Origin of the sequence: Thermosynechococcus sp. PKX95, assembly GCF_031583295.1 — a bacterium.
Taxonomy (GTDB): domain Bacteria; phylum Cyanobacteriota; class Cyanobacteriia; order Thermosynechococcales; family Thermosynechococcaceae; genus Thermosynechococcus.
The window spans coordinates 1133682-1158532 of sequence record NZ_CP134171.1 but is presented as its reverse complement, the minus strand read 5'-3'; the positions used below and the strand labels follow the sequence as shown (position 1 = coordinate 1158532).

Annotated in this window: 31 protein-coding genes; 14 read left to right on the top strand and 17 right to left on the bottom strand. The window is 53.1% G+C overall.

Annotated elements, in window-relative coordinates; all coding sequences use genetic code 11:
• Positions 1-462, bottom strand: a complete 462-nt coding sequence (locus RHH81_RS05380; protein WP_206201404.1) for a pentapeptide repeat-containing protein — start codon at positions 460-462, stop codon at positions 1-3.
• A 38-nt stretch (positions 463-500) separates the two neighbouring features.
• Positions 501-1679 carry a peptidylprolyl isomerase gene (locus tag RHH81_RS05375; protein ID WP_310743491.1) on the bottom strand — a complete coding sequence of 393 codons (1179 nt, stop codon included), beginning with the start codon at positions 1677-1679 and terminating at the stop codon, positions 501-503.
• 60 nt (positions 1680-1739) lie between these two features.
• Between RHH81_RS05375 and RHH81_RS05370 the strand changes: the two genes are divergently transcribed.
• On the top strand, positions 1740-2690 hold the full coding sequence (locus RHH81_RS05370; protein ID WP_225901664.1) for a metal ABC transporter substrate-binding protein: 951 nt from the start codon (positions 1740-1742) through the stop codon (positions 2688-2690).
• Positions 2687-3433 carry a metal ABC transporter ATP-binding protein gene (locus tag RHH81_RS05365; RefSeq protein WP_206201402.1) on the top strand — a complete coding sequence of 249 codons (747 nt, stop codon included), beginning with the start codon at positions 2687-2689 and terminating at the stop codon, positions 3431-3433. Before RHH81_RS05370 ends, RHH81_RS05365 begins: the two co-directional genes overlap by 4 nt.
• Here the strand turns inward: RHH81_RS05365 and speY are convergent.
• Positions 3430-4593, bottom strand: coding sequence for a homospermidine biosynthesis protein (gene speY / locus RHH81_RS05360; protein WP_286649814.1), 1164 nt, complete (start codon positions 4591-4593; stop codon positions 3430-3432). The two genes, RHH81_RS05365 and speY, sit on opposite strands and share 4 nt — an antisense overlap.
• Before the next feature lie 203 nt (positions 4594-4796).
• Complete coding sequence (locus RHH81_RS05355) at positions 4797-4928, bottom strand: hypothetical protein (RefSeq protein WP_255451698.1); 132 nt, start codon at positions 4926-4928, stop codon at positions 4797-4799.
• Between the two features lie 63 nt (positions 4929-4991).
• Here RHH81_RS05355 and RHH81_RS05350 point away from each other — a divergent pair, with 63 nt between their 5' ends.
• Positions 4992-5168 (top strand): hypothetical protein, encoded by a 177-nt coding sequence (locus RHH81_RS05350; protein ID WP_302679048.1) that lies wholly within the window; start codon positions 4992-4994, stop codon positions 5166-5168.
• Between the two features lie 18 nt (positions 5169-5186).
• Here RHH81_RS05350 and RHH81_RS05345 read toward each other — a convergent pair whose 3' ends face one another.
• The 3 genes from RHH81_RS05345 to RHH81_RS05335 form a co-directional block, all read right to left on the bottom strand.
• A complete protein-coding gene (locus tag RHH81_RS05345; protein ID WP_310438423.1) occupies positions 5187-7004 on the bottom strand; it encodes an HMA2 domain-containing protein in 1818 nt (605 codons plus the stop codon).
• A 21-nt stretch (positions 7005-7025) separates the two neighbouring features.
• A complete protein-coding gene (locus RHH81_RS05340) occupies positions 7026-7280 on the bottom strand; it encodes a hypothetical protein (RefSeq protein WP_206201399.1) in 255 nt (84 codons plus the stop codon).
• Between the two features lie 62 nt (positions 7281-7342).
• Positions 7343-7969, bottom strand: a complete 627-nt coding sequence (locus RHH81_RS05335) for a hypothetical protein (protein ID WP_310743490.1) — start codon at positions 7967-7969, stop codon at positions 7343-7345.
• Between the two features lie 247 nt (positions 7970-8216).
• On the opposite strand from RHH81_RS05335, the gene RHH81_RS05330 reads away from it, so the two are divergent.
• The 3 genes from RHH81_RS05330 to RHH81_RS05320 all read left to right on the top strand — a co-directional run bounded on the left by RHH81_RS05330 (position 8217) and on the right by RHH81_RS05320 (position 10005).
• Positions 8217-8951: a glutathione peroxidase gene (locus RHH81_RS05330; protein WP_302679045.1), complete on the top strand. Its 735-nt coding sequence runs from the start codon at positions 8217-8219 to the stop codon at positions 8949-8951.
• Between the two features lie 113 nt (positions 8952-9064).
• Positions 9065-9640, top strand: a complete 576-nt coding sequence (locus RHH81_RS05325; RefSeq protein ID WP_310743489.1) for a hypothetical protein — start codon at positions 9065-9067, stop codon at positions 9638-9640.
• Positions 9637-10005 carry a YccF domain-containing protein gene (locus RHH81_RS05320; protein ID WP_206201395.1) on the top strand — a complete coding sequence of 123 codons (369 nt, stop codon included), beginning with the start codon at positions 9637-9639 and terminating at the stop codon, positions 10003-10005. The genes RHH81_RS05325 and RHH81_RS05320 overlap by 4 nt, the downstream gene beginning before the upstream one ends.
• Positions 10006-10185: 180 nt before the next feature.
• On the opposite strand, the gene psaX is transcribed toward RHH81_RS05320, so the two are convergent.
• Positions 10186-10296: a photosystem I protein PsaX gene (gene psaX, locus RHH81_RS05315; protein ID WP_081711791.1), complete on the bottom strand. Its 111-nt coding sequence runs from the start codon at positions 10294-10296 to the stop codon at positions 10186-10188.
• Positions 10297-10503: 207 nt separating this feature from the next.
• Between psaX and trxA the strand changes: the two genes are divergently transcribed.
• Genes trxA through RHH81_RS05300 form a run of 3 tightly spaced genes read left to right on the top strand, consistent with a single transcriptional unit; the run spans position 10504 to position 12818 of the window.
• Complete coding sequence (trxA, locus tag RHH81_RS05310) at positions 10504-10827, top strand: thioredoxin (RefSeq protein ID WP_149817697.1); 324 nt, start codon at positions 10504-10506, stop codon at positions 10825-10827.
• 21 nt (positions 10828-10848) lie between these two features.
• On the top strand, positions 10849-11070 hold the full coding sequence (gene thiS / locus RHH81_RS05305; protein WP_206201394.1) for a sulfur carrier protein ThiS: 222 nt from the start codon (positions 10849-10851) through the stop codon (positions 11068-11070).
• Positions 11070-12818: an ABC transporter substrate-binding protein gene (locus RHH81_RS05300; RefSeq protein ID WP_315863349.1), complete on the top strand. Its 1749-nt coding sequence runs from the start codon at positions 11070-11072 to the stop codon at positions 12816-12818. Before thiS ends, RHH81_RS05300 begins: the two co-directional genes overlap by 1 nt.
• Here the strand turns inward: RHH81_RS05300 and mazG are convergent.
• Entirely contained in the window at positions 12815-13936 is a 1122-nt protein-coding gene (mazG, locus tag RHH81_RS05295) for a nucleoside triphosphate pyrophosphohydrolase (RefSeq protein ID WP_310743544.1), read from the bottom strand. The genes RHH81_RS05300 and mazG overlap by 4 nt on opposite strands.
• Positions 13937-14075: 139 nt before the next feature.
• Here mazG and hslO point away from each other — a divergent pair, with 139 nt between their 5' ends.
• Entirely contained in the window at positions 14076-14975 is a 900-nt protein-coding gene (gene hslO / locus RHH81_RS05290) for an Hsp33 family molecular chaperone HslO (protein ID WP_206201392.1), read from the top strand.
• A 26-nt stretch (positions 14976-15001) separates the two neighbouring features.
• Positions 15002-16375, top strand: coding sequence for a 1-acyl-sn-glycerol-3-phosphate acyltransferase (locus RHH81_RS05285; RefSeq protein WP_206201391.1), 1374 nt, complete (start codon positions 15002-15004; stop codon positions 16373-16375).
• Between the two features lie 6 nt (positions 16376-16381).
• Here RHH81_RS05285 and RHH81_RS05280 read toward each other — a convergent pair whose 3' ends face one another.
• From RHH81_RS05280 to RHH81_RS05255, 6 genes are all read right to left on the bottom strand, one after another.
• A complete protein-coding gene (locus tag RHH81_RS05280) occupies positions 16382-17068 on the bottom strand; it encodes a 1-acyl-sn-glycerol-3-phosphate acyltransferase (protein ID WP_310743487.1) in 687 nt (228 codons plus the stop codon).
• A gap of 122 nt (positions 17069-17190) precedes the next feature.
• Positions 17191-17757, bottom strand: a complete 567-nt coding sequence (locus RHH81_RS05275; RefSeq protein WP_206201389.1) for a DUF2808 domain-containing protein — start codon at positions 17755-17757, stop codon at positions 17191-17193.
• A gap of 150 nt (positions 17758-17907) precedes the next feature.
• Positions 17908-18189, bottom strand: a complete 282-nt coding sequence (locus RHH81_RS05270) for a hypothetical protein (protein WP_206201388.1) — start codon at positions 18187-18189, stop codon at positions 17908-17910.
• Positions 18190-18254: 65 nt separating this feature from the next.
• Positions 18255-19040, bottom strand: coding sequence for an HAD family hydrolase (locus RHH81_RS05265; RefSeq protein ID WP_206201387.1), 786 nt, complete (start codon positions 19038-19040; stop codon positions 18255-18257).
• A gap of 35 nt (positions 19041-19075) precedes the next feature.
• On the bottom strand, positions 19076-19774 hold the full coding sequence (locus RHH81_RS05260) for an FxLYD domain-containing protein (protein ID WP_206201386.1): 699 nt from the start codon (positions 19772-19774) through the stop codon (positions 19076-19078).
• 120 nt (positions 19775-19894) lie between these two features.
• Entirely contained in the window at positions 19895-21346 is a 1452-nt protein-coding gene (locus RHH81_RS05255) for an ATP-dependent DNA helicase RecQ (protein ID WP_206201385.1), read from the bottom strand.
• Positions 21347-21521: 175 nt separating this feature from the next.
• Here RHH81_RS05255 and RHH81_RS05250 point away from each other — a divergent pair, with 175 nt between their 5' ends.
• Positions 21522-21995, top strand: coding sequence for a hypothetical protein (locus tag RHH81_RS05250; RefSeq protein WP_206201384.1), 474 nt, complete (start codon positions 21522-21524; stop codon positions 21993-21995).
• 416 nt (positions 21996-22411) lie between these two features.
• Positions 22412-22942 (top strand): NYN domain-containing protein, encoded by a 531-nt coding sequence (locus tag RHH81_RS05245; RefSeq protein ID WP_206201383.1) that lies wholly within the window; start codon positions 22412-22414, stop codon positions 22940-22942.
• A 57-nt stretch (positions 22943-22999) separates the two neighbouring features.
• On the opposite strand, the gene petD is transcribed toward RHH81_RS05245, so the two are convergent.
• Entirely contained in the window at positions 23000-23485 is a 486-nt protein-coding gene (gene petD, locus RHH81_RS05240) for a cytochrome b6-f complex subunit IV (RefSeq protein WP_011056640.1), read from the bottom strand.
• Positions 23486-23591: 106 nt separating this feature from the next.
• Entirely contained in the window at positions 23592-24239 is a 648-nt protein-coding gene (gene petB / locus RHH81_RS05235) for a cytochrome b6 (protein ID WP_011056639.1), read from the bottom strand.
• 207 nt (positions 24240-24446) lie between these two features.
• Between petB and RHH81_RS05230 the strand changes: the two genes are divergently transcribed.
• Positions 24447-24809: a hypothetical protein gene (locus RHH81_RS05230; RefSeq protein ID WP_310743486.1), complete on the top strand. Its 363-nt coding sequence runs from the start codon at positions 24447-24449 to the stop codon at positions 24807-24809.
• Positions 24810-24851 lie beyond the last annotated feature (42 nt).

Genomic DNA, 24851 nt, shown 5'->3' with positions numbered 1-24851 from the left:
CTAGCGACGGCGGCTGGGTTCTTCTAAAAAGAAGGCCTTTTCCCCACTGGGCAAGGTGGCATCGCGGAATGTCCGTACCCGTGCTAGGCGATCGCGCCCCCCGAGAATCGCATCCACTAACTTTGCCCCCCCGAGAATGGCTCGATCCAAACGGGTGATGAGTAGGCTTGCCCCGCTGAGGTTGGCATTGGTGAGATTGGCCTTCGTTAAATCAGCGTTATTGAGGACAGCCCCGCTGAGGTTGGCGCTGCTCAGGTTGGCACCGCGTAAATTGGCAGCATTGAGGTTTGCCCCCCGCAGATCCGCTCCCTGAAGATTCCGCCCCCGTAAGCGGGCATAGCTGAGATCACAGTTGGGGCAGTTGCCCGTGCGCCGCAGTTGTTCTAAATGGGCTGGATTGGCGGCCCAAGCAGGGGTACTGACTAGGAGCAGGAAAAGGGCAGGCGCAACCTTGGCAATCATCGCACTCTCTCAACGGTGTCTATACTGGACATCCTAACCTACGCCGGTTGTACCAGATTTTCAAGGCCATCCACCACCTTAGCCGAGAGAATTTTATCCCCTTGGCGCAGTTGCCGCAGGGTTTCTTCTCCCTCCACGACATAGCCAAAGACGGCATAGCGACCATCCAAAAGGTTCAGTCCTGCGGGGGTCAACTCCGGTTCAAAGAGCAAAAAGAAAAACTGCGAGGAACCACCATTGGGATCATCACTGGGTCGGGCTAAGGCAACGGTGCCATAGGCAGCAAACGGCAGCACAGGATGTTCGAGGTAACGACCCGCATCCTCAAGGGTGATGCCATAGAGGGGATACTTGTCGCCCTCCACCAGAATTTCAAGGGGAATGGCACGGTATTGGTTCGTTTCTGGATCAATAAAGCCCACCTCTGGCCCTGGGGGATCCCCTGCTTGCAGCACATAGGATTCCTCAGCACGGGTAAAGGGGAGGCCATCGTAGAAGTGGCGTTGTACTAAATCCACAAAGTTGCCGGCGGTCAGGGGGGCACTGTAACCATCGACAACAATCGTCAGGTTCCCCTTAGTAGTTTCCATTTCCACGGTGGCACGGCCCAGCAATCGCGGCAGGTGCTCGTAGCCCTTGGGAGGCGTATAGCTCACGTTTTGTACCATCATGGCCTCCAAGTCCCCCACTTTGTCGAGGGCAGCGGCTTTAGCGGGCAAGAGTTGGCTGCGATCTTTGGCTTTGGCGGCTTCCTGAAGTGTATCGAGGGAGGTCTCTAACTCCGCCAAGAGGGTTTTGGCCGCCTCCTGTTTCTCGGCAGGGATACTTTTGAGCAGTTCATCGGCGCGATCGCGAACAATGGCTTTCGCCTTGCTGATGTTACTGGCAATTTTTGACCACTGTTTGCCCCGCACCCAAAAAGAGATTTGTTCTAGATCCTTTTGCAGTTCTCGTACCGTTGGATTGTCAATCGGTAAGGCCCAACGGAGCAGCGCTTTGGGATCAGTAATGGCATTCCCTTGGGGCAGGGCAGCAATTAATGGATGGTCAACAGGCAGCGCGATCGCCAGTGGCGGCAGCAGGAAGGTTCCCAACCAGAGGAGCAGTATCACCAAAACAGCAAGCCAGCGTTTGCGTCGTTTCACCGTTTCTTCCCATGACCGTCTCCCCCCAGTGTATCGGACAGGGCGATCGCCCTCCAAGGGGGAGCTTTTCATTTTTATTTCATTTTCTTGAAGCTTCTGTGTTAGGCTGAGAATTATGAAAGAATTATGAAAATGGAAAATGCAATGCGACAACTGAGTTGGTTATTGGTGGGAGTACTCGTAGTGGGGGGATGTGCCGCTCTTGCGCCTGAGCAGCGGGAAACAACTGGTCAAATGCAAACCGACCGGGATGAACGCCCCTTGGTGCTGACCACGTTTACAGTCCTTGCGGATATGGCGCAGCAGGTGGCGGGCGATCGCCTGCGGGTGGAGTCACTCATTAAAGCGGGAGCGGAAGTCCACGGCTATGAATTCACTCCTAGTGACCTTGTGCGGGGACAGGAAGCTGCCCTCATTTTAGAAAATGGCCTTGGCCTCGAACGCTGGGGCGATCGCTTCTACAACAGCCTACCGAATGTGCCCCGCGTCACGCTCACAGAGGGGATTACCCCCATTCCCATTCAAGAGGATGCCTACCGCGGACAACCCAACCCCCATGCTTGGATGTCACCCCAAAATGCCCTGATTTATGTTGACAACATTCGCAAAGCGCTCACAGACCTCGATCCTGCTGGCGCGGAGATCTATGCCGCCAACGCCGCAGCCTATAAAGCCCAAATTCGCGCCCTTGATCAAGAGCTACGTCAAGCCCTAGCAGCCCTCCCCGCCAACAAACGCTACATCGTCACCTGTGAAGGTGCCTTCTCCTACCTAGCGCGGGACTATGACCTTGAGGAAGTGTATCTCTGGCCTGTGAATGCCGATGAGGAAGGGACGCCGCGACAAATGACACGGGTGATTGACATTGTGCGACGGCAACAGATTCCCGCTGTCTTTTGCGAAAGTACGGTTAATGCCGGTCCGCAACAACAGGTGGCGCGGGAGTCTGGCGCCACATTTGGCGGCATTTTCTATGTGGATTCCCTATCGTCCCCTGAGGGCAATGCCCCCACCTATCTTGAGCTCCTGCGCTACAACATCCACACCCTGATTCGCGGTCTCACCGGGAGGACAGCCTCATGATTTCTAGCCCTGCCATTGATTTACAAGATGTGACGGTGGCCTATCATCGCCATCTTGCCCTCCATGGGGCAACGCTGCAACTGCCCGCCGGCACGATCTGTGGGGTGGTGGGCATGAATGGGGCGGGTAAATCCACCCTTTTCAAGGCCATCATGGGGTTTGTCAAGCCGATCCGAGGTCAGGTGCGCATTCATGGCTTACCCCGACAGCAGGTACAACGGCAGTCCTTGGTGGCCTATGTCCCCCAGAGTGAAGATGTGGACTGGCAGTTTCCGCTGCGGGTTTGGGATGTCGTGATGATGGGGCGCTATGGCAAAATGAACTGGCTGCGCCAACCAACCGCGCGCGATCGCCAGCGGGTACGGGAAAGTCTAGAACAGGTGGAATTGTGGCTCTTGCGGCACCGCCAAATTGGCGAACTCTCCGGCGGACAAAAGAAGCGAATGTTCCTTGCCCGCGCCTTTGCCCAAGAAGCACAGGTGTTGCTCTTGGATGAACCCTTTGCGGGTGTGGATGTAAAAACGGAGAAACTGATTATTGATCTCCTCATGGCGGAGCGGGAGAAGGGGCACACGATTCTCATCTCCACCCACGATCTCTCCTCGATTACCACCTTTTGTGATCAGGTGGTGCTGGTGAACCGCAGCATCCTAGCCTATGGCCGCACCAGTGAGGTCTTTACCCCTGAAAATCTCGCGCGAGCCTTCGAGGGATCCCTGCGGATCCCCCGCCGCTGTGACTAGCCCCGACGAATCGGCGTACCACAGGGATAGGTGGCTACAGGTGCTGCAGGGGGCAGGTCTTTCACCTTGTGCTGAAGTTGCGCTTGCAGGTAGAGCTGTTGGAGGCGTTCGACCATTTCGCCTCGGCGATCGTAGAGGCGTTTGAGGGGACGGGGTTGACAGCGATTGAGGCAGTAGGCGGTAAGGATGGGAAGAGCGATCGTGCTATCGGTGTAGCAGACCACGGTATCCCGCAACCCTTGGGGATCCACCTTGCCCCAACTGACGGCTTCACTGGGCACAGCGCCCGAGAGGCCACCCGTATCCGGCCGCGCATCGGTAATCTGAATAAAGTAATCGTGCCCCCGTTCCTCTAATCCCAAAACCTCGTGGATCTGTGGCTGGGTTTGCAGCAGGAAGTTTTTCGGACTCCCGCCACCAATAATGAGAGCGGCGCTCTTACCATTTCCTTCAGCGGCTTCGCGGGCAAAGTAGGCAATCGCAGCGGTTTCATTGACATCAATGGCGGGGTCAATGATCAGTTTCGACCCTTCGAGGGCGATCGCCGCCACATTCATACCAATGGAGCTATCACCGGGGGAGGAGGTGTAAATGGGCACCCCACACTCATAGGCCGTGGCCAAGAGACAGGAATGGGTTTGTCCCCGCTGCACTTCCAGTTCGCGGACATAGCGCCCTAGGTGATAGTGAAACTCGGCGGTGCCCATGCGGCGTTGGAAGGTTTCACTGCGCAGCACTTGCCGCAAAAACGCATCGGTTTCAAGGAGCACATCGTAGTCAAAGATAATGTCATAGATGCGGATTTTGCTTTCCTTGCGCAGTTGCACATCATCGACAAAAGGATGCGCCGCATAGAGATCCATGCCGAGGGCATAGTGAATATCGTGGTAGAGGTTTGCTCCAGTACTGATGATGTAATCAATAAACCCAGCGCGCACCAAAGGCGCCAGAGCCGAGATTCCCAAACCCGCAGGCGTCATCGCCCCTGAGAGGCTCAGACCAACCGTCACTTCTGGCCGAAACACCCGTTGGCTCAACAATTGGCAAATTTCCCGTAGCCGTGCTGAGTTATAGGCGGTGAAGTATTTATCAATGAGTTCTGTCAGGCTGATATTATCGGGAATGGGAGCAGGGGTAATGGGGGTAGCAAATGCAGACATCGGTCGTTCCTCGCAAGCTAATTCCACAGCAGGCGAAGCCGCTCAGGCGGGAACTACCCCAACCATAGCATTGCTTAACCCGCTGAGGGGTGTTTCATGATTTTGAATAGCTAAAAACTTAAAGTGCCGTAACAGGGCGGAACGTGCTCAACACTTCTGATCGACCCAGTTCACAACGGTGTGAACCTCCAGTTGCAGGCCGATCAGCTCATACTCGGTCCTTCGCAATTATCCACAACCGAGAGTGCAGGGATGGCTGCTCGCCGTTGGCGCAACCCCATTTCGAGATACCAAGTGGTGATGTTGGGATAGCCCATCAACGTCAATTGTTTCACTGTTGACAAGTCCCATGCCCTTACATTACGAGATCACTATAACACTTCATTACCTAATTTGCCGTGCGCCGTGCCTATTATGTTTTTGGTACTTGTTTCACCGTCTTCCTCATTCTCTACCTCTTGCGAGGAACCGGTTGGCTGACGATGCTGCCGGGAGGAATTTTCTTGATCCTTGCCATGGCCAGTTGGTTGACGGGACTTTGGTCGCTGCTCACCTTCTTGAAGCAGCGCTATTGACGCTTGGATAGCCTCGCTCTATAAGGCCACCGCTAGTTGCGGGGATTCTAGGGGCAGCGGTTGCAGGGGGACGGTCGTTGGTGTACTTGGCAATAGGGCGGTACGAAACTGGGGTGAGTTTCCATGCCAAAACTCGGCCATAAAGGCAGTGGCGTTGTTGGTAACGACATTGACCACAGGATGCAAGCCCAAAAACATGCCGCCAAAGGTAACGGCTAAATTGGGTAGAGAAATCAAGGCAACATTTTGATAGGTGCGCTCTAGGGCATCGCGGGCAATGGCCATGCCACGGCCAAGGGCAGACCAGTCGCCATCCAAGAGAACGACCACTTTGGCATTGGGGGCAAAGGTAGGGGGCTGCCAGCGAATCGGTAGCCATGTGGCTTCAGGACAGGAGCAGGTGTCACCAAAGCTAATCCAACCCACCCGCCGCCGCTTACCCACGAGGTAGGCCTGCAGATCGGTGAGGCGATCGCTCGTCAGATCGGTGGTGCCCTCAAGGGGCGAGCCTTGATCTTGCAGCAGATAGATATGAAGGCCAAGGTGTCGCAATTGCTGAATCAGGATTTGTGCCCGTTGGGGCTGGGGAAGACCTGCGCGCGCATCAATCACCAAGCTCTCTAGTTGTGCCAGTTGCTCTAAAGTACCAGCGGTGGGTAAATAGATCCCCTGTTGCACAGCAAATACCTGCGCCGAGAGCATTACCGTCCGCAGCGACAGTTGCACACCACTGCCAAAGTCAAATTGTAACGGGGCGATCGCTGGCCCATAGGCTCCCGTAGCCAACCAGAGGGCACCACTGAGGGCAAGGGTTGGCAGCACCGCATGGCGCGCAAATTCCCCCTGTTGGTGGGCAAGGGCACTGTCATAGACCGGTTCAGTGTGTAGCAGATCTGTAATGAGACCAAGGCGCGTTTGCCAACCGGTGCGCATCACCCGCAGCTGGACTTGTCCTGTCAGGATTTGACAGCCGGCATAGAGAGCATCGCCAGGACGACACACCCACACCTGTCGCGAGAATTCAAAATGGGCAGGCTCCACTTCCGCCAATCCAGCAACAACACTGCCATCTACGGGCACAACATCCCCCGGCCGCAGCCACAGGAGATCTCCCACTTGTAACTCCTGACTTTCAATCGTCAGGGAATGTCCTTGGCGTTCCACCGTCAGGTGTTCGTAGTGAGCCATCAAGACACTGGGATATCGATGCAACTGTTGTCGTCGCTGGCGATCGCGCACATCTGCCCGTACCCCCACTAGGGCAGTCTTCAAGGCAGGCGCTAAGAACTGGCCATTGACGGTATGCAGTGCCATCCAGAGGCTATCGAGCAAATCCACATTCGGGGGATGCCCCTGACGCATCTGATGCCCCACCCGCTGAAACCACGGCCAAGCACTGGCCAAGACCGTTGCCCCAACCACCGCGAAGGGCAATTCCAAGGGCACACTGAGGAGCGAGACCCCCAAGGCCACCAAGGGCAGACCCAAGCGTTCCCAATCGGTTTCAAGGCGAGCATCGGCCTCGACTTGTGCTTCGTAATCTTCAAGGGCGATCGCATCCGCAGGAGCCGCACTCTCCGGCAAGGGCTGCGGCATGGCCACCATGGCTTGCTGAAAACAGTGATTCAAACTTTCATAGACCGCCGCTTCATGGAGCAAATGGGGTTGATACTCCACCACCACCGTTGCCGCTTGGGGATTGAGCCGTACCCGCTCGACAATGGCCAAAGACTCCAGCAACTGCACCAATAACTCTCCGTAGGCCGAATCTCGCTGCACACGCGGCACCCGAAATCGCACCCGTCCTGTTGTGGCATGGACAATTTGCTGCTCCATCAACGCTCCCATGAAGTTCAATCAAGACAGGTGACGCACCGTTTCTCGTGTGGCGTAATCCATAAAGCCATAGGCTAATGTTTCCAAAATCATTTCCCACCCTTCAGGTCTCGACAAATCAATACCTCTAACATCTACGATATAGATTGGATTTCCCTCTCGATCAAAAGCAATTGTATTTTCTTTTTCTGCGAAAATTATTTTCGGTGTTAGGCATCCTGTTACTTTTAATTTGTAGCCCGCTTTTTCACATATTTCCTCAAGTGTATAAATCACTTCATAGGAGTAACACCTTTTCTCATATTTTGGCGGTGGTATAAAAACACGATATAGTTTTCTCATACTTCTAAATCGAGCAAAATTTGACTATTTTTCTGTGTTGACTTACGTAATGCACTTGCTTGTTGAGAATTGTTTTTGCACATTTCTAGATACTTTGAATTATCACTAATTGCCAATTTAATGAGTTTTATTTTTTCTTGATTTAAGTAGTTTTTCAAAATATCAATTCTTGGATTTTTCATCATGTTTAAGATGCGAATAATATCTCGCTTATCTTTATCGCCTTTTGATGAATGAAGCCTGTCAGAATAAGCATCTAACTTAAGAATTAATAGATGCTCTAAACACGCACAGGGCAAATTATCAATAACTATTTTTTCTGCATTGACCTCACAAAAGGGTATAGCGAGATGATTATTTCTTTCAACATAGACATCAAATTCCCATCCATTCTTAATGAGCTGATACTTATTTAAGCGCCGGTTTGGTGTGATCTCTTCCAAATCTCGTAAATCTGCAAAATCAATAAGGGAGATGTAGAAGTCTCCATCATGACTGCTTTCAGCAAGATGCAATAGACCTTGGGATTTGCTATGCAGATAAACTGCGATTCCGCCAATAAAAATCGCACCGTCAGGGAACAGTTCAGCTAATTCTTGGCTGGTTTTAAGCAGTTCGTCCATCAGAAGCTTGCCAAAGGTTGTGGTCGTAATCGTACGCTGAGTAAGTCTACCTGTACGATAGCAAACTTGAGTCAAGCCACAAAGTTTTCCAAATAGCCTGTCAATCAGGAGACCATATCAGAAGGCTGTAGATCACTTCCTAGGTTAGAGGGGAGCACCTGAGATCAAAAACTAGCCATTGTCGCTTGACAAATCAAAGTCATAACGATTACACTTTAGGAAGTAAGGTTATGTAGAGGACTCCACCATGCTACCCAACCGTGAAGGGCAACGTGTTCCCGAAGTCACCTTTCGCACCCGTGAAGGCGATCAATGGGTCAATGTGACTACCAATGATTTGTTCAATGGCAAAACCGTTGTTGTGTTTGCTTTGCCGGGCGCTTTCACCCCTACCTGTTCTTCAACCCATCTCCCCGGCTACAACGAATTAGCACCCCTATTTCGTAACTGTGGCGTGGATGATATCCTCTGCATTTCCGTGAATGATGCCTTTGTCATGAATGAGTGGGGCAAAACCCAGCAAGCCGAGAATGTGCGCCTCATTCCCGATGGTAATGGTGAGTTTACCGCCGGCATGGGAATGCTTGTTGATAAGGAAGACCTTGGCTTTGGCAAGCGCTCTTGGCGTTATTCAATGTTGGTGAAGGATGGCGTCATCGAGAAAATGTTCATTGAACCCGAAGAACCCGGCGACCCCTTTAAGGTCTCGGATGCGGAAACGATGCTCTGCTACCTCAACCCCAGCTACAAGCGGCAATGTGTTTCTCTCTTTACAAAGCGGGGCTGTCCCTACTGCGCCAACGCCAAAACCATGCTGGCGCAAAAGGGCATTCACTACGATGAGATTGTCATCGGTGAGGGGGCTAGCCTGCGATCGCTCCAAGCAGTGACAGGGGCAACAACGGTTCCTCAAGTCTTTATTGACGGCCAATACATTGGCGGTTCGGAGGCACTGGCAGAGTACCTAGCGACCAATTGTTAAGGATCTTCGCTAAAGCAGCGGCAGGCAAGGATTTCACCCAAAAATGGAGAATGAACTGCCTGCATCCCCGCCATCTATGACAAAGCCACGCTTTTGGACACGCTTTTTTACTGGTGGTGGGGCAGGCACAGTGGCCTTCAATGGCGCAAGATGCCCAAGTACCCCCAGCGGCGGCTGAGATTCAGGAATACCTAGTGATCCTCGATGGCGAAGTTTTGTTTGAGGTGCGTGAAGGCATTGGCTCCTTTACCCCCGAGGAACGGGCGGCAGCGATTCAACGCCGTATCCTGCAAGTGGCAGAGGATGAAGATATTCCCGTTGAGAGCATTACCATCAAAAGAGTGGGCGATCGCGACAATGTCAGCGTGGTTCAAGACAACCGCCCGCTCGTCACCATTACAAAAGCCGATGTGGGCGATCGCCTAGAAACGCAAGAAGAAATAGCGATTGAACTCGCCCAGCGCATTCGTGAGGCCATTACCCGTTATCGCCAAGATCGCGTTCCCCAAAACCTGCTCAAAAATACTGTTTTTGCAGTTTTAACAACGATTCTCACCCTAATCCTCGCGATGACCTATTTTGGACAACTGCCACCGTCATGGTTCCAGACTCAGATTGCCTATGCAGAATTCCTCGACTGGCTACTTGCTAGGCTAGGCTTAGGTAATGTTTGGAGCAGCGGATCATGAGTCTTCTGGGCAATATCATTTGGCTAATCTTTGGCGGCTTCCTGACGGGCATTGGCTATATGCTGGGCGGTGTGACGCTGTGCCTGACGATCATTGGCATTCCCTTTGGGATTAAAGCGATTCAACTGGGTTGGAGTGCTCTATTGCCCTTTGGAAAGCAAATTGTTGAAGCGCCCGATGCCAACAGCACCCTAACGATGATCTTTAATATCCTGTGGCTTTTGGTTGTGGGCTGGGGCATTGCCCTCAATCACCTCTTTTGGGGGTTGCTCTTGGCGGTGACGATTATTGGCCTGCCCTTTGCGCAGCAGCATTTCAAGCTGATGATTTTAGGATTACTGCCCTTTGGCCGTGAGTTGAAGTGATTACCAGTAATGGGGGGCTAGGGTGCCCCCTCGATGCTTACGCAAGCTTCAATTGCTGCAACGCAGACTGAAGCGGAAACAGATTGGGTCAGCCAACTGGAAGAAGATCCAACAGAAAGTGGCAAAGCTGCATGAACAGATTGCCCGCACCCGCAGGGACTTTCACTAGCGGGATGAGCGTCACTTGAGGATGCCAAAGTAGTAGGCGGCAACCAAGAAGTTAATGGCCAACAGCAGCACAGCCCAAAAGGTACGGAAAGCGTAGGTGGGTTTTGCAGATTTTGTTGCCATAGTTGACATCCTCTGGATAGGAAACGGCAATCCTATTATACGCCGATAGTCTCCTGTATGCCGAGGGCGACGTGATATACTGCAAATCAAACCTAGCCGCGAGCTAGACTGCCTAGGGTATCAAAAAATAATCTAAAGCCCAAGATTGGTCTAAAGGTTGCTAGAGTATATTTTTAAGGCTACAGATTCGTTATAAGGGTTCTGTTTATGTCCAGTGCATTGTCCGTTACAGATGCCACCTTTGAAGAAGAAGTATTAAATAGTGATATTCCTGTACTGGTGGACTTTTGGGCGCCTTGGTGTGGACCTTGTCGCATGGTGGCTCCCGTTGTTGACGAAATTGCCAATGAGTATCAGGGCAGGGTCAAGGTTGTCAAGGTGAATACCGACGAAAACTCTAAGGTGGCCACCGACTACGGTATTCGCAGTATCCCAACACTGATGATTTTCAAGGGCGGTCAAAAGGTGGATATTTTGGTGGGTGCAGTACCCAAAACCAAAATTGAAGCAACCCTTGCCCAGTTCCTCTAAGCTGGATACGCCCCTACTGCTATGGTTCCTGTTGAGCCAGCGATCGTCATCCATGTCAATGGCACTCCTTGCACCCTGAGGCGATCGCTCTCGATTCCAGAACTCTGTGACTTGCTCAACATTCACCCCCGCCTTGTTGCCATTGAATACAATGGTGAGATTTTACATCGGCAGTTTTGGGAAACCACCTATGTGCAGGCGGGCGATCGCTTGGAAATTGTCACGATTGTCGGTGGCGGCTGATGCGCGGGTGGCGATGGCCTCTAATTGCGCTACTGGTTTGTCTATGCACCCTCAGCCTCGGAAGCTGTGCTGGCCTAATTACGCCGCGTGGCAACCAATTGGTGACCGCCGTCACCTCAGACCCAAAAACCTTTAACTATGCCCTGAGCCAAGAGTCCCCCAATGTCTTTAGCTACCTTTATACAGGGTTAATTCAAGAAAATGGCCTCACGGGTGAGCTGGAGCCAGCCCTCGCTGAATCTTGGCAAATTAAGCCTGAAACCCTCGAGATTGTCTTTCAACTCAAGCCGAATCTGAAATGGTCGGATGGGATGCCCCTCACCAGTGAGGATGTGGTCTTCACCTACAATGAGATCTATTTCAATCCTGAGATTCCCACCAGTAGCCGCGATATTCTCCGTATTGGCCAGAAGGGGCTGCTGCCCGAAGTGACCGCCCAAGGCGATCGCCAAGTGACGTTTAAGCTCCCTGAACCCTTTGCGCCGTTTTTACGCAATACTGGCTTGCCGATTTTACCCGCCCATCTGCTGCGGCAAGCGGTACGAGAACGGGATAGCCAAGGGCGGTTGAAGTTTTTGTCCATGTGGGGAACTGATACGGATCCACGGCAGATTGTGGGGAATGGCCCTTTTGTCATGGATCGCTATGTGAATAGCCAGCGGTTGATTTTTCGGCGCAATCCCTTCTACTGGCGATCGCCCCTGCCCCATCTGGAACGCTTTATTTGGCAAATTGTGGAATCCACCGACACCGCCATGCTGCAATTTCGCTCGGGCGGTCTGGATCTATTTGCCGTTACCCCTGAGATGTTTGCTCTTTTGAAACGCGAGGAAAAGCGCGGCCAGTTTCGCATCTACAACAGTGGGCCGAGTCCCAATACCCTTTTCCTTTCCTTTAATCTCAATCGCGGTCGCCGCAATGGCAAGCCCCTTGTGGATCCCGTGAAGTCCGAGTGGTTTAACGATGTGCGGTTCCGTCAGGCAGTGGCCTATGCCCTCGATCGCCAGCGGATGATTAACAACATCTACCAAGGCCTAGGGGCGCCCCAACACTCAACGATTCCCGTACAAAGCCCCTTTTACTTCTCCCCAGAGCAGGGACTGCCCACCTACCGTTACGATGTGGCCAAAGCCAAGGCATTACTGCAAGAGGCAGGCTTCCGCTACGACAATCAAGGTCGCCTCTTTGACGCTCAAGGGAACCGCGTCCGCTTTTCACTGATTACCAATGCGGGCAACAAAATCCGTGAGGCGATAGCGACACAAATTCAGCAGGACTTGGGGGCGATCGGCATGCAGGTGGATCTGCAATTTTTGGCCTTTGGCACCCTCGTGGATCGTCTCTCCAATTCCCTAGAGTGGGAAGCCCATATCCTCGGTTTTACGGGGGGTGGCAATGAACCCAATAGCGGTGCCAATATCTGGCGCGTGGATGGCCTTTTGCATACGTTCAATCAGCAACCGGCACCCAACCAACCGCCGATCACGGGTCGAGTGGTGGCCGACTGGGAGCAGCGCATTAGTGATCTCTATGTGCAGGGAGCACAGGAACTCAATCTAGAACGCCGCAAGCAAATCTACGCCGAAGCCCAGCGGCTGGCTCAGGAATATCTCCCCTTTATCTACTTGGTGAATCCCCTCTCCCTCACGGCTTTTCGCAATCATGTGGTGGGCGCGAATCCCACGGCGCTGGGGGGTGCCCTGTGGAATCTCGATGAACTGAAAGTGGAAATGGCAGCCATGGATTAGGCCTCTTCGGGTTTGGTCTCCGGTGGCACTTCGGTTCGGTTGTCTGCGGCTAACTGTACCTTGGCCTGTTGCCATAGGGCTTCCAGTTCTTCTAGGGTGTAAGTTTCAAGGGGGCGATCGATGGCCGCCTCAATACACTCCAAGCGTTGGATAAAGCGTTGGTAGGTTTGTTGCAGGGCATTCACAGGATCTAGTTGGCACCAGCGGGCAAGGTTAATCACACTAAAGAGCAGGTCTCCCAATTCCGCAGCCTGTTGCTCGGCATTCCCTTGTAGAAGCGCCTCCTGAAACTCCGCCAGCTCCTCGTAAAATTTCTCCCATGCACCGCTAATGGTTGGCCAATCTAGGCCAGCGCGACTGGCTCGCTCACCAATTTTCATACCCGCCATCAGGGGGGGCAGGGTACGGGCATAGCGTTGCAGCTTTTGACTCAGGGGGAGGCGGTCTTCAGTCCCTTTTTCAGCCGCTTTGATTTGCTCCCATTGATCGCGCACCTCTTGCGCAGTGGTGAGTGCCACTTCACCAAAGACATGGGGATGGCGGCGGATCAGCTTATCGGTAATCCCTTGAATAACTTGGGCGAGGGTAAATTGATCGGCTTCTTGAGCCAGTTGACTCTGGAGCACGACTTGCAGCAACAGGTCTCCCAATTCTTCGGCGATCGCCCCGGTGTCTCCCTCTTGAAGGGCATGGACAACTTCATAGGCCTCCTCAAGAACGTAGGGAATGAGGGTAGTGGGTGTTTGCTGCAAATCCCAAGGGCAGCCTCGCTCAGGATGGCGCAGTTCTCGAACCACGTCAATCAAGCGTTGAAACTGAATCAGTGCCTCTGGTAGGGGGGGTGGCAGATACAGTTGTAGCGGGCAGGTGGCCTCTGTTAGTTCTGCCAATTCGCCAAGGGTGAGGAGTGTGCTCTGGTGTTGGGCGTCAATGAGTGTCAAGGGTGTCTCTAAAGGCCAGTGGTGGCGGAGGTGGTGTGCTAAGCGGTGGGCGATCGCCAGCGTCGGAATCTCCGTAATCAGACCCCCTTCAGGCAATTCTGTTGCTTCTGCCAAGACAGTTGCCGCCGACAAAACAGTTAAGGACATGGCCATAGGCGCAATCACTGGACGCTGCATCACGATTGTTTGCCTATCATCGCCAATTTCCTGATGTTCTTGCTAGGGGTCTCCCAAATGTTGCCCGTCAGGTGGCTGCCCTTGGGGTCAATTGAAAGGAGATAAACTAAGTGTAACGAAACATTTCTTTAGGCTAATCATGGCAGATTTTCTGTTGCGAGCAACGGCTGCGGCTGAAGGCATCCGTGCCGTGGGCGTCATTACCACTCAACTCACCGATGAAGCCCGCCAACGCCACCAACTCTCCTACGTTGCCACGGCTGCTTTGGGACGAACCATGGCCGCTGGCTTAATTCTCGCCTCTAGTTTCAAACAGCCCCAAGCACGGGTGAATGTGCGCATTCAAGGCAATGGCCCCCTAGGAACGGTTTTCGCGGATGCGGGTGCCGATGGCACGGTTCGCGGCTATGTGCAGTATCCCAGTGTTGAACTGCCCCCCAATGCCAAGGGCAAACTGGACGTGGGTGCGGCAGTGGGGCGTCAGGGGTATCTCTACGTCATCCACGATCTTGGCTACGGCTATCCCTATTCCAGTACGGTGGAGCTTGTCTCCGGGGAAATTGCCGAAGATGTCACCTACTACCTCGCCACTTCAGAGCAAACCCCCTCAGCCCTGATGTTAGGCGTTTTTGTTGAAGAGGCCGGGGTGACTGCCGCCGGTGGGTTGATGTTACAGGTGCTACCCAAAGCTGCCAATGATGAACACCTGATCGCCACCCTTGAAGAACGGGTGGCCAATCTCAAGGGCTTTACACCCCTGCTACAGGCGGGGCGGACACTGCCAGATATCTTTCAGGAACTCCTTGGGGATATGGACTTGCAACTCTTGCCCCAACGGCAAATGGTGCGCTTCCACTGTGGCTGTTCCCATGAACGGATGCTAGCGGCACTCAAGCTCCTAGGGGAGGCAGAATTAAAGGATATTCTAGCCACAGAGGCGAAGGCGGAAGCCACCTGTCAGTTCTGTAATGCTGTCTATTGGGCGGATCAGCCGATGTTGGAACAGTTGATTGCGGAGTTGGCCACTGCCTCAGTCTAAACCCTTGTTTCTGAGGAGTTTGCGTCATGTCCAGTGTGGTTGCGACTGCCCAACCCCCGTTGCATTTTCTCCCCCAGCGGTTTAGCTATCCAGTTTGGTGGACGGCGGCACGGCTCCTGCCCTTTTACATCCGCTACGGCCTTGGTCTCAATCGGGTGGAAGGGGTGAATGTCGAGACCCTTGCCCGTTATTACGAGCAGTTTCAGCGGGGACAGGTGCGGCTCCTCATTGCCTTTCGCCATCCTTGTACGGATGATCCTTTGGTGATGGGCTATTTGATGTGGCATCTATTGCCGCAAACAGCACGGCGGCTGGGCATTCGCTTGCGTCACCCCACGAATGGTTATTTTCTCTACGATCGCGGGATTCCCCTCTGGGCAGGGGAGCAAATTGGTTGGCTCTTCTCACGGTTGGGGGGGATTTCCATCATGCGCGGCAAGCTCGATAGCCAAGCCCTGCGATCGGCACGGGAGTTACTCTTGGAGGGACGATTTCCCCTAGCAGCAGCGCCGGAGGGGGCAACGAATGAACACAATGAACTGGTCGCACCTTTAGAGCCGGGCGTGGCACAACTGGGATTTTGGTGTCTGGAAGATTTGACGAAGGCGGGGCGATCGCTCCCTGTGGTCATTCTCCCCGTTGGCATTCAGTACAGCCTCAGTCAGCCCTCTTGGGAACGCATGGCCATGCTGATGGCACAACTGGAGAACCGCCTTGGCTGCCCCACCAATTCTCAGAGTACCGAACCGCAGGACCTCTACCGCCGCCTGCTCAATTTAGCGATGCACCTGCTGGATCGCCTAGAGACCTTTTATGCCACGTCCTACCGCCAAGATTTTCCCGAACTGCCCCCCTTTGACTCCCCCAATGCCGAATTGGCAGCACGGATTCAGCGACTCCTCAACAGTGCCCTTGTAGTGGCAGAGTCCTACTTTGGTCTTAAGGCCAGTGAAGATTTTGTGAGTCGCTGCCGACGGATTGAACAGGCCGCTTGGGAACGGATGTTTCGCGGTGATTTGGCACAACTGTCTGCCGTAGAGCGCTGTTTAGCCGATTGGTTGGCCGAGGAAGCCAATGTGCGATTACGTCATATGCGTCTTGCGGAGCGATTTACCTCGATTACGGGTAGCTATATCCGTGAGAAATTCACGATTGATCGCTTTGCCGATGTGGCACTGATCCTCTGGCGGACGTTTGATTGGTTAGAGGGAAAAAGCCCCAATGTGAATCGCTTGGTGGGCTTGCGGCAGGTGCGCCTCAGTGTCGGAGACCCCCTCAATTTAGAGAGCTATTGGCCGCTGTATCGTCGCGATCGCCAAGGGGCACGACAGGCCGTTAAGGAAGTCACTGACCAGATTCGCCAGCAATTTGAAGCGCTAATTGTGCCTACGGATTCTTAGAGGGATTCAAGCCAAACACAGGAGCGATCGCCCCTCTTGAAGCTGCTGCAGTGCCCTCAAAAGATCACTCGTCAGTTCTTGGGCAGCACTTTTGGGGTGGGTAACATTGTAATTGCCCGTACTCAAGGGAGCACCAATGATCACCTTGACCTCGCTTCCCCACTGCGGATAGGGCTGAGCATAATCGAGTAAAATCGGCAGAATCTGGATCGCTTCTTGACAGCGCTGAGCTGCCTGAAGGGCTAAACGCGCCAAGCCCGGCTTTAGGGGATGAATCTGGCGATCGCGAAAGATATTGCCCTCAGGAAAGACCACCAAGGCCTGTCCCTGCCGCAGAAGTTCCACACCTGTCCGCAAGGCACTCACCGAAGGCGCTTGGGTATTGACGGGAAAACCACCACACTGACCAATTGCCCAGCCTTGCAGTCCCAGCATTTCATCGTGGGAGACCATGTAGTAGAGGTCGCGTCCACTCACCCGCCGTCCCGTCACATAGGGAATAATGAGCGCATCCCAACGGGAACGATGGGTGGGTGCCAAGATCACGGGCCCCCTTTTGGGTATCTGCTCCTGCCCTTGCACCTCAAGGGTACGAAAATAGCGCCGCAGGACAATATCCCCCACCAGACGGTACATCAGGGGAGTGAGGAGAGGCGAAATGTGGGGGAATGAAGACTTGACAGAATCTAGCATCAGGCGTGAAGAGTGAACCGGCTGTGACACACAAAGACTAGCCTCGGGCGATCGCCCCAATCTGGCTAGGGATGGCGAACCAGTTCGCAAATTGGCAAATTGAGTTCCAGTGAGTTATTGGCTTAGTTATTGGCAATACTCAGAATCCAAGTCCCGATATAACGCATCAGGGGAATATCGCCGGGGGAGCCAATGCGCGCATTGAAGTAGTACATCCCGCCATGATTGGGATTGCGCACATTGTTGAGGATCACTTGCACGGGCGTGCCTGCGGGAATGACCTCTGCGGGTACGATGTCAATGACGCGGTTATCGCGGTCAAGGGACACCTCCGCTAGTTCAATTTTTTGGCCAAGATTACGGCGGAATTGAAAAAAGCGATTCCCGCGATCGCCCCCCACCCGTACCTCGATACCCCTAGGATCAATAATGCCGTTGTAGTAATCGGGATAAGTAATGTTAATGCGATTAATCGCGACTTTTTGTTCACCCAAGCGCAGCCAGTAGCGATCGCCCATAAAGCCGGGCGTACCGTTTTCTAAATGGTACTGGAGTTGCTGCCGTCCACTGGGACCATCTCCCCAAGTGAAGGTAAAACCCTGATTGACTTGGGCTCGCACAAGGGCAGGGGTCACAAGACCAAGACTACACCCCAACAGAATCAGAACCGGTAGGAAACGCTTCACCATAGACAACCCTATTACGACACACCACAGATACCTGACTTTCAGACGGGGAGGATTCGCTCAACGTTCCCCTACGGATCAGTCTGCTTAGTATCCTAACGGCAAAGACTCACCATTGCGAAGAAAAACTAAACTTTATTGAGAGATTTTTACTTAATTGCTGGTTTGCTGCACCAACTGAGCAAAGAATCCCCCCCGGCTGGCGACACTGGAGGGGGCATCCTTATCGGCCATCTGTACGGCCACAATTTCTGAGGTGAGGACAGTTAACTTCTTGCCCACTTGGCGATCGCACGTCAGTTCGAGGACAGTCGGGGTGCCACTGGCCATCGCCTGCTGAATTTGCTGATAGACTGCTGTCGCTGCGGCACTTTCCTTGCGTTCAATGCTCACGGGCATGGGGACATGACGCAGAATTAAATCAATCGTGTACATTGCGTTCTTTAATCACTCAGGCTAGGTTCGTATATTCTTCACTGTAAAACGCTGTGGCCAGAAAATCATCGGTGACTCAACGTACTTGTCCACTGTTGGTGGAGCGATCGCAATAGGGGCACATCCACATAGGTGGTCCAGCCCACTTCACCGCGAATCACTTGAAAGGGGTAGTCGGGTTCCCCTAAGCAATCCAAGACAAGCGCTGCATCCCGAAAATCATGATCCTTGGTGTAGTCGGTGATCGTGATAATGGTCGCTAGGCGACTGGCGGTGGCTGCCTGAATCCCATTGGCGGAATCCTCAAAGGCAAGGCACTCTTGGGGCGAGAGGCGCATTCTTTCAAGGGTGTAGAAGTAAATATCGGGCGCAGGTTTCTTGGCGGGCACCACATCCCCAGCGGCAATCACCTCAAACCAACTGACGCCATCAGCAGCAAGGGCATTTTCAAGGAGTGCGGTGACATTGGCAGGGGTGGTTGTGGTGGCGATCGCCAAACGTAATCCTGCTTCACGGGCTTCAGTGAGCAGCCGTTTCACCCCCGGCCGCAGGGGAATCGCCCCTTCTGCCAATAGCTCCGTATAGTAGCGGGTCTTCGCCTTGTGCAGGTCGGCAATCAGGGCATCCAAATTTTGGGGACGTGGCCAATCGGGACGAAAGCAATCAAGGTAATACTTCATGCGCTCCTTACCCCCCGCCACCGCCAGCAGTTGACCATAGAGGGGAATATCCCACTCCCAATCTAGGCCTGCCGCAGCAAAGGCTTTATTGAAGGCAATGCGATGGCCATCCCGCTCAGTGTCCGCCAAGGTGCCATCCACGTCAAAAATCAGGGCGTTGAGGTGAGCCATAGAGGGTTTTTACTCTACCCCTTTTAGGGGAAAACTTAATGGAATGACTGTAATTTTACCAGTCGTGCTCGCACTGCCTGATGATTGCCCACGGGTTCACGGAAGTGCCAAGTTTCCTCAGGGCCAAGGCCATAAACCTGTACCGAAACGGCGCCGACCCGCTGCCCTGCCTTGTCAAAAAGTTCAAAGTCCGCCTGAATCATGCGCAAGTGCTCTTCACTGTAGTTTTTCAGAACGCCCACAATAAACGGTGCACCGCCCTCGATGTGCCACTTAAAATCGGCCATAGTGACGCCTTGTTGCGCAAGGGTACCGCCAATCAAGTGCTGCATGCGTTGCTGTTGCTGCCACTGACCGAGATGATAGCTAAAGATCACTAGTAAACTCACAACCCCAGCGGCGATCGCGACCACCCACGGAGCCGAGGAAGCATACACAGGGGCAGCTAGGGCTGGGTTGGGGGGGCGTAGATCAATGACCTCTTCCCAATCGGGTTTAGGCGAACCTTGAATGCGGCCAATAATTTTAATGCGAGCAATATCGTCGAGGTGAAACTGTCCCAAGCGGGATTTGAGGAGACCCACCAAGGCAGAATAGTGGGCAACGGTGCCGGGGGGTTTGTTCAAAACAATGTTTAATTGGTTGCGAAACTGGTTCACCTGCACAACAACGGCGTGTTCTGAAAGCACATCCTGAAGTGTTTCGCGAATTTGCTCAACTTGTAGTAGCCCCATGCCCGCAACCCCTACCCTGTGGCAACAGAATGACTGCTGGGAAACCTGTACCTACCGATGGTAAACCTACCGTTCTATGTGCCAGTGTACACAAAGTCCCAGTGATACCAATCTGTGAATTCACGGTATTTTACAGGTACGGTTCGCAGGCCGACAGCGATCGCAATGGCCACAACGCAATCCCCCTGCCTCAGTGGCAAAACCAAAGGCTTGGAGGAGAAACTGCCAGCGGCAGCCGCGGTGATAGAGAAACTCTTGCATCAACTGTTCTTGAGTGTCTTTGGGCGGCGGTGGCACCTGTGCTAAGGGTTGACGGCAATAGTGAAAAGGGTCTTGCCAGCGGAGTGCCCCCTGTTGATGCAGTAATGCTAGGGTCAGTTCCACCTCAGGAAAGTGTTGTCGCAGTTGCGGAAGATTACCCCTGAGGGGCAGATGCGTCTGAAGTGCCATGGCGCGATTGTAAGTATCTTGACTTTGGCGCTGAAAAAAGTGCCAACGCTGTTGATCTTCGCGATCTAAACCCCAGCGATCGCTCACCAAGGCCAGTGCCTGTGCTGGTTGGCCGTCTCGCCCAGCGCGTCCCACCTCTTGGAGGTATTCACCGAGTTGCAGGGGTGGCTGATAGTGGCAAATCCAACGCACATTGGGTTTATTCACCCCCATACCAAAGGCATTGGTACAGACCACAAAGGGTAGCTTATCCTGCAACCAATCGCTCTCAATTTGGCGTCGCTGTGCTGCCGGCAGTCCGCCATGGTAAGCGGTGGTGCGGTACCCCTGCTCCTGAAGCCAAGTGGCCAAGGTTTCACAGTCGCGGCGAGTGCGGGCATAGATCAAGCCTGAGGTTCTGCCCTGCTGCTTGAGAAATTGCTGGAGACAATGGCGGCGATACCCCCGACTCCACACAGAGCGTACGGCTAAATGGAGATTGGCACGATAGGGGCTGTGAATGATCTGCACAGGCTGCTCTAGACCTAAAACCTCAATGAGGGTGCGTTGGGCATTGGGATCGGCGGTAGCAGTAAAAGCAGCGATCGCCAGCCGGGGGTGCAGCGGTTTACATTGGCGCAGGGCAGGCCGCACCGTTCCCAAGCGACGATAAACGGGTCGAAAGCGATCGCCCCACTGTACGAGGCAATGGGCTTCATCCACAATCAAGCCATTGAGTTGAATCGGTGCTGCACAGAGGCACTGCCAAAGGGGGGTGGAAAATAGGGACTCTGGCGAAAGATACAGCAGGCGGTAGTGGGTTAGGTGCGAGAGAATCTGGCGGCGTTGGCGGCTGGGCAGTTCACTATGATAGGCCGCTGCCGCAAGACCCCGTTGCCGCAATTCAGTGATCTGATTTTCCATGAGGGCAAGCAGCGGCGAGATCACCAGCGTCAATCCGCCCTGAAGCACTGCTGGCAATTGAAAACAGAGACTTTTGCCCGCTCCGGTAGGGAGGACAATTAAGGCATCCCGCCGTTGTAAGAGTGCCGTCATCACCTCTGCTTGAGGCGATCGCAACTCAGAATAGCCCCAGTATTGTTGTAGGGCGGCCTGTATGAGATCTAAATCGGCATCCGGCATTGCACTGGCTTAAGCCTTGATGAGAAGTCTCAGCGTTGCAAAAAGCGGCACAGTCTTCTGGGAACAGCAAGAGGAGTGAATTTAGAATAATTTTAAGCAAGAAATCCTAGGATGCCTAAGACCCTTTAGGCCTATCACTGTTGCCGAAGTGTAAAACGCTTATGGAGATGAACCTATGGGCATGAAATTTGTGCCGCTGGTGTGCGTGGCAATGTTGGCAGCGGTGGTCGCTCCGGCAACTGCCCAAAGCCGCCGCCAACCCATCAATCCCCAACAATTTCCTGTCAGTCAGCCCACCTTGCCGCAGGCTTTTGATCGTATTGATGGCAGTCAGGGGTACTGGCAAGATGATTCGATCGCTGGCGACGCGGCCTTTACGTTTGGGCTTCCCACCTATCGGGATAATGACATTGTGAATCGGGCACGGCGGATCAACTACGTTTCTACGGATGCGTGGTATCAGCAAAGCAATCAACCCCCTGTGCGCACCCGTGATCTTGATAGTCCCTTCTGTACCTCGATGTACGGTACGCCCTTTCCCTGCAATTTGATGGTGGAGTCGCCGCTGCCACCGCCGCAACAACCCTTCTTTGCCCCCCCACCCCCCCCAGCGGTGATGCCAGCTCCGCCGGTACGTGCCCTGTATTAAACGCAGTGAAAAACATGAAGGATTGGGGGCACTGCCCCCTTTTTTGGTGTTTAAGGGGCGATCGCCAAGGAAAAAACTATAGCATCCGCTATGCAGTTCCATTAAAATAGATTGCAGTGGTTAAAATAGATTGCAGTGGTTAAAAAGCATTAATAAATTTTTTCTTTTTCTTAAAAGTGTTCCCACTGAACCATTAGCGAACTTTTACTTTTCTGATTACGAGCGATCGCAAAACTTATCGTATATTTCTTTTTACCTTCTTTTTATCTTGTTACCTGTTGAAGGACTAGCTCTTGCTCCCTTGAATCCTGTCAAATTCTCTCCTATAGAATGTATAAAATCCATCGCCTATTCAAACTTCTATCAACGGTTCTTCTATTACACATACATCACTGATCTATAGGTTCTCCCTAATTATGCTTCCCCATCAAGAACGGCTCTCAATTTTTATCGATGGGAATAATATGTTCTATGCCCAGCAGAAAAATGGCTGGTTTTTTGATCCCCGTCGTGTTCTCGAATTCTTCACCCGTGATCCCAACATTGTATTGGTGAATGCCTTTTGGTACACCGGCCTCAAGGACATGCAAGATCAGCGTTCATTTCGCGATGCCCTCATTAACCTTGGCTATACGGTGCGCACAAAACTGTTGAAGGAATATTACGACGAGACCCTAGGCAAGTATTACCAAAAGGCCAATTTAGACATTGAAATTGTGATTGATATGTTCAACACCGTCGGTCAGTACGATCGCGTCGTTCTCTTTAGTGGCGATGGCGATTTTGAGCGGGCGATCGAACTCCTGCGCTCCAAAAACACCCACATTACGGTTGTTTCCACCGAAGGCATGATTGCCCGTGAGCTGCGCAATGCCACCGATCGCTACATTGATTTGAACGAAATTCGGCCCTTTATTGAAAAAACTGACTCGCAAAATCCCAACTAAAAAGCGCACCCAGCGATCGCCAGATGCGCAAGCAAATGAGGTGTTTTCTTAAGATGTCTAGAACAGGCCGAGAGTCAGCGACTTATCCAAGGGGAAAGCAGCACCAATCCCCAGCCATAGCGTCACCAATGTGCCAAAGAGGAAGACTGTCATGGCCACAGGACGACGGAAAGGATTCTGGAACTTGTTGACACTTTCAATGAAAGGAATCAGCATCAAGCCCAAGGGAATGGAGGCATTCATGAGCACCCCCAGCAGCTTGTTGGGCACCACCCGGAAAATCTGGAAGGTGGGATAGAGGTACCACTCCGGCAAAATTTCCAAGGGGGTGGCAAAGGGATCCGCTGGCTCACCGACCATGGCAGGATCCATCACCGCTAGACCGATCACAAGGGCGATCGTGCCCATAATCACCACGGGGAAGATATAGAGCAGGTCATTGGGCCAAGCGGGTTCGCCATAGTAGTTGTGGCCCATGCCTTTTTTCAGTTTTGCCCGCAGCGCCGGATTCGTTAAATCAGGCTTTTTCAAAACTTTTGCCATAAATGAATCGTTCTCCTAGAGGGTCAGCAAGGGGGGAGATTACTTGGAGCATAACAAGTGGAACCGCCGAAAAGAGCAGGCTCTGTTACATTTCTTGATGCTTGGCTTACAGGGGACCCGAAATGCCCTGCTTACGAATCATCAGGAAGTGCATCAGCATAAAGACGGCGATCGACCACGGCAGCACAAAGGTGTGCAAGCTATAGAAGCGAGTGAGTGTGGCTTGACCGACACTTTCACCACCGCGCATTAGTTCCACCAGTTGATCGCCCACCACGGGAATCGCCGCAGGGATACCGGAAACGATTTTGACCGCCCAGTAGCCCACTTGATCCCAAGGCAGGGAGTAGCCCGTGACCCCAAAGCTGACGGTAATCACCGCCAAGACCACACCCGTCACCCAAGTAAGTTCGCGGGGTTTCTTGAAGCCACCGGTAAGATAGACGCGGAAGACATGCAGAATCATCATCAAGACCATCATGCTGGCCGACCACTTGTGAATGGAGCGGATCAACCAGCCAAAGTTGACCTCATTCATGATGTACTGCACAGAGGCAAAGGCTTCAGCCACCGTCGGTTTGTAGTAAAACGTCATGGCAAAGCCCGTGGCAAATTGGATTAAAAAACAGGTGAGGGTAATGCCACCCAGACAGTAAAAAATGTTTACGTGGGGCGGCACATACTTGCTGGTGATGTCGTCAGCGATCGCCTGAATTTCGAGGCGTTCCTCAAACCAGTCGTAAACTTTGTTCATAACAGTGATTAGTCCTGCGAAACCGCTGCTTTACTTTGAAAAATGTAACATATGCCCTCTCAGACTTTCCATATTGAGTTACCGGCACTCTCAGGTTGATTGGCGCCACCGAGCGTCCGATAATAAAGTCTCAACAGCTTCAGGATGCTGACTTGGGGCTGTCTCCTCTGCTACCTTACTCACAACGACCGCTTGGGAGGCTTTGAGATGAATCTGTTGAAGAAACTCTTTGGTGCGATTTTTGGCCTATTGGGGGCAATCGCGAAACTCTTTGGTTTGGGCAAAAAGGGCGAGTTTTACATTGAATTAGATAAGAGCACGGCTGCCCCTGCTGCACCGCCAACCCCTACTAAAGCGGCAGAACCTGCCCCGACCCCTGAACCTGCTCCTGCTCCTCAACCCGCTCAACCCGTTGCCGCCGCACCCACCCCCGTTGCCACAGCTCCCGCAGAACCCACCCCCACCCCTGTCACCCCCAGTGTTCCCTACACCCGTTTTGCGCGGCGTCGTCCGGGGGCTAATATGGCTGCCTTCTTGAATATGGCGCGGCAAGTTCGTCCCTCTACCTAGGAAAACTCATCCACAGAGCATTGGATGTAAAGGGGCTGTTGA

Excerpts from the sequence above, each read along its gene's own strand:
- RHH81_RS05330 (WP_302679045.1), top strand. The coding sequence starts at position 8,217 with ATGCTACCCAACCGTGAAGGGCAACGTGTTCCCGAAGTCACCTTTCGC.
- petD (WP_011056640.1), bottom strand. The coding sequence starts at position 23,485 with ATGGCAAAAGTTTTGAAAAAGCCTGATTTAACGAATCCGGCGCTGCGG.
- RHH81_RS05245 (WP_206201383.1), top strand. The coding sequence starts at position 22,412 with ATGCTTCCCCATCAAGAACGGCTCTCAATTTTTATCGATGGGAATAAT.
- petB (WP_011056639.1), bottom strand. The coding sequence starts at position 24,239 with ATGAACAAAGTTTACGACTGGTTTGAGGAACGCCTCGAAATTCAGGCG.
- trxA (WP_149817697.1), top strand. The coding sequence starts at position 10,504 with ATGTCCAGTGCATTGTCCGTTACAGATGCCACCTTTGAAGAAGAAGTA.
- RHH81_RS05280 (WP_310743487.1), bottom strand. The coding sequence starts at position 17,068 with ATGCTAGATTCTGTCAAGTCTTCATTCCCCCACATTTCGCCTCTCCTC.
- RHH81_RS05255 (WP_206201385.1), bottom strand. The coding sequence starts at position 21,346 with ATGCCGGATGCCGATTTAGATCTCATACAGGCCGCCCTACAACAATAC.
- RHH81_RS05380 (WP_206201404.1), bottom strand. The coding sequence starts at position 462 with ATGATTGCCAAGGTTGCGCCTGCCCTTTTCCTGCTCCTAGTCAGTACC.
- RHH81_RS05370 (WP_225901664.1), top strand. The coding sequence starts at position 1,740 with ATGGAAAATGCAATGCGACAACTGAGTTGGTTATTGGTGGGAGTACTC.
- RHH81_RS05300 (WP_315863349.1), top strand. The coding sequence starts at position 11,070 with ATGCGCGGGTGGCGATGGCCTCTAATTGCGCTACTGGTTTGTCTATGC.
- thiS (WP_206201394.1), top strand. The coding sequence starts at position 10,849 with ATGGTTCCTGTTGAGCCAGCGATCGTCATCCATGTCAATGGCACTCCT.
- RHH81_RS05265 (WP_206201387.1), bottom strand. The coding sequence starts at position 19,040 with ATGGCTCACCTCAACGCCCTGATTTTTGACGTGGATGGCACCTTGGCG.
- RHH81_RS05375 (WP_310743491.1), bottom strand. The coding sequence starts at position 1,679 with ATGAAAAGCTCCCCCTTGGAGGGCGATCGCCCTGTCCGATACACTGGG.
- RHH81_RS05285 (WP_206201391.1), top strand. The coding sequence starts at position 15,002 with ATGTCCAGTGTGGTTGCGACTGCCCAACCCCCGTTGCATTTTCTCCCC.
- RHH81_RS05365 (WP_206201402.1), top strand. The coding sequence starts at position 2,687 with ATGATTTCTAGCCCTGCCATTGATTTACAAGATGTGACGGTGGCCTAT.
- RHH81_RS05320 (WP_206201395.1), top strand. The coding sequence starts at position 9,637 with ATGAGTCTTCTGGGCAATATCATTTGGCTAATCTTTGGCGGCTTCCTG.
- RHH81_RS05230 (WP_310743486.1), top strand. The coding sequence starts at position 24,447 with ATGAATCTGTTGAAGAAACTCTTTGGTGCGATTTTTGGCCTATTGGGG.
- RHH81_RS05260 (WP_206201386.1), bottom strand. The coding sequence starts at position 19,774 with ATGGGGCTACTACAAGTTGAGCAAATTCGCGAAACACTTCAGGATGTG.
- mazG (WP_310743544.1), bottom strand. The coding sequence starts at position 13,936 with ATGCAGCGTCCAGTGATTGCGCCTATGGCCATGTCCTTAACTGTTTTG.
- psaX (WP_081711791.1), bottom strand. The coding sequence starts at position 10,296 with ATGGCAACAAAATCTGCAAAACCCACCTACGCTTTCCGTACCTTTTGG.
- hslO (WP_206201392.1), top strand. The coding sequence starts at position 14,076 with ATGGCAGATTTTCTGTTGCGAGCAACGGCTGCGGCTGAAGGCATCCGT.
- RHH81_RS05345 (WP_310438423.1), bottom strand. The coding sequence starts at position 7,004 with ATGGAGCAGCAAATTGTCCATGCCACAACAGGACGGGTGCGATTTCGG.
- speY (WP_286649814.1), bottom strand. The coding sequence starts at position 4,593 with ATGTCTGCATTTGCTACCCCCATTACCCCTGCTCCCATTCCCGATAAT.
- RHH81_RS05270 (WP_206201388.1), bottom strand. The coding sequence starts at position 18,189 with ATGTACACGATTGATTTAATTCTGCGTCATGTCCCCATGCCCGTGAGC.
- RHH81_RS05275 (WP_206201389.1), bottom strand. The coding sequence starts at position 17,757 with ATGGTGAAGCGTTTCCTACCGGTTCTGATTCTGTTGGGGTGTAGTCTT.
- RHH81_RS05250 (WP_206201384.1), top strand. The coding sequence starts at position 21,522 with ATGGGCATGAAATTTGTGCCGCTGGTGTGCGTGGCAATGTTGGCAGCG.
- RHH81_RS05335 (WP_310743490.1), bottom strand. The coding sequence starts at position 7,969 with ATGGACGAACTGCTTAAAACCAGCCAAGAATTAGCTGAACTGTTCCCT.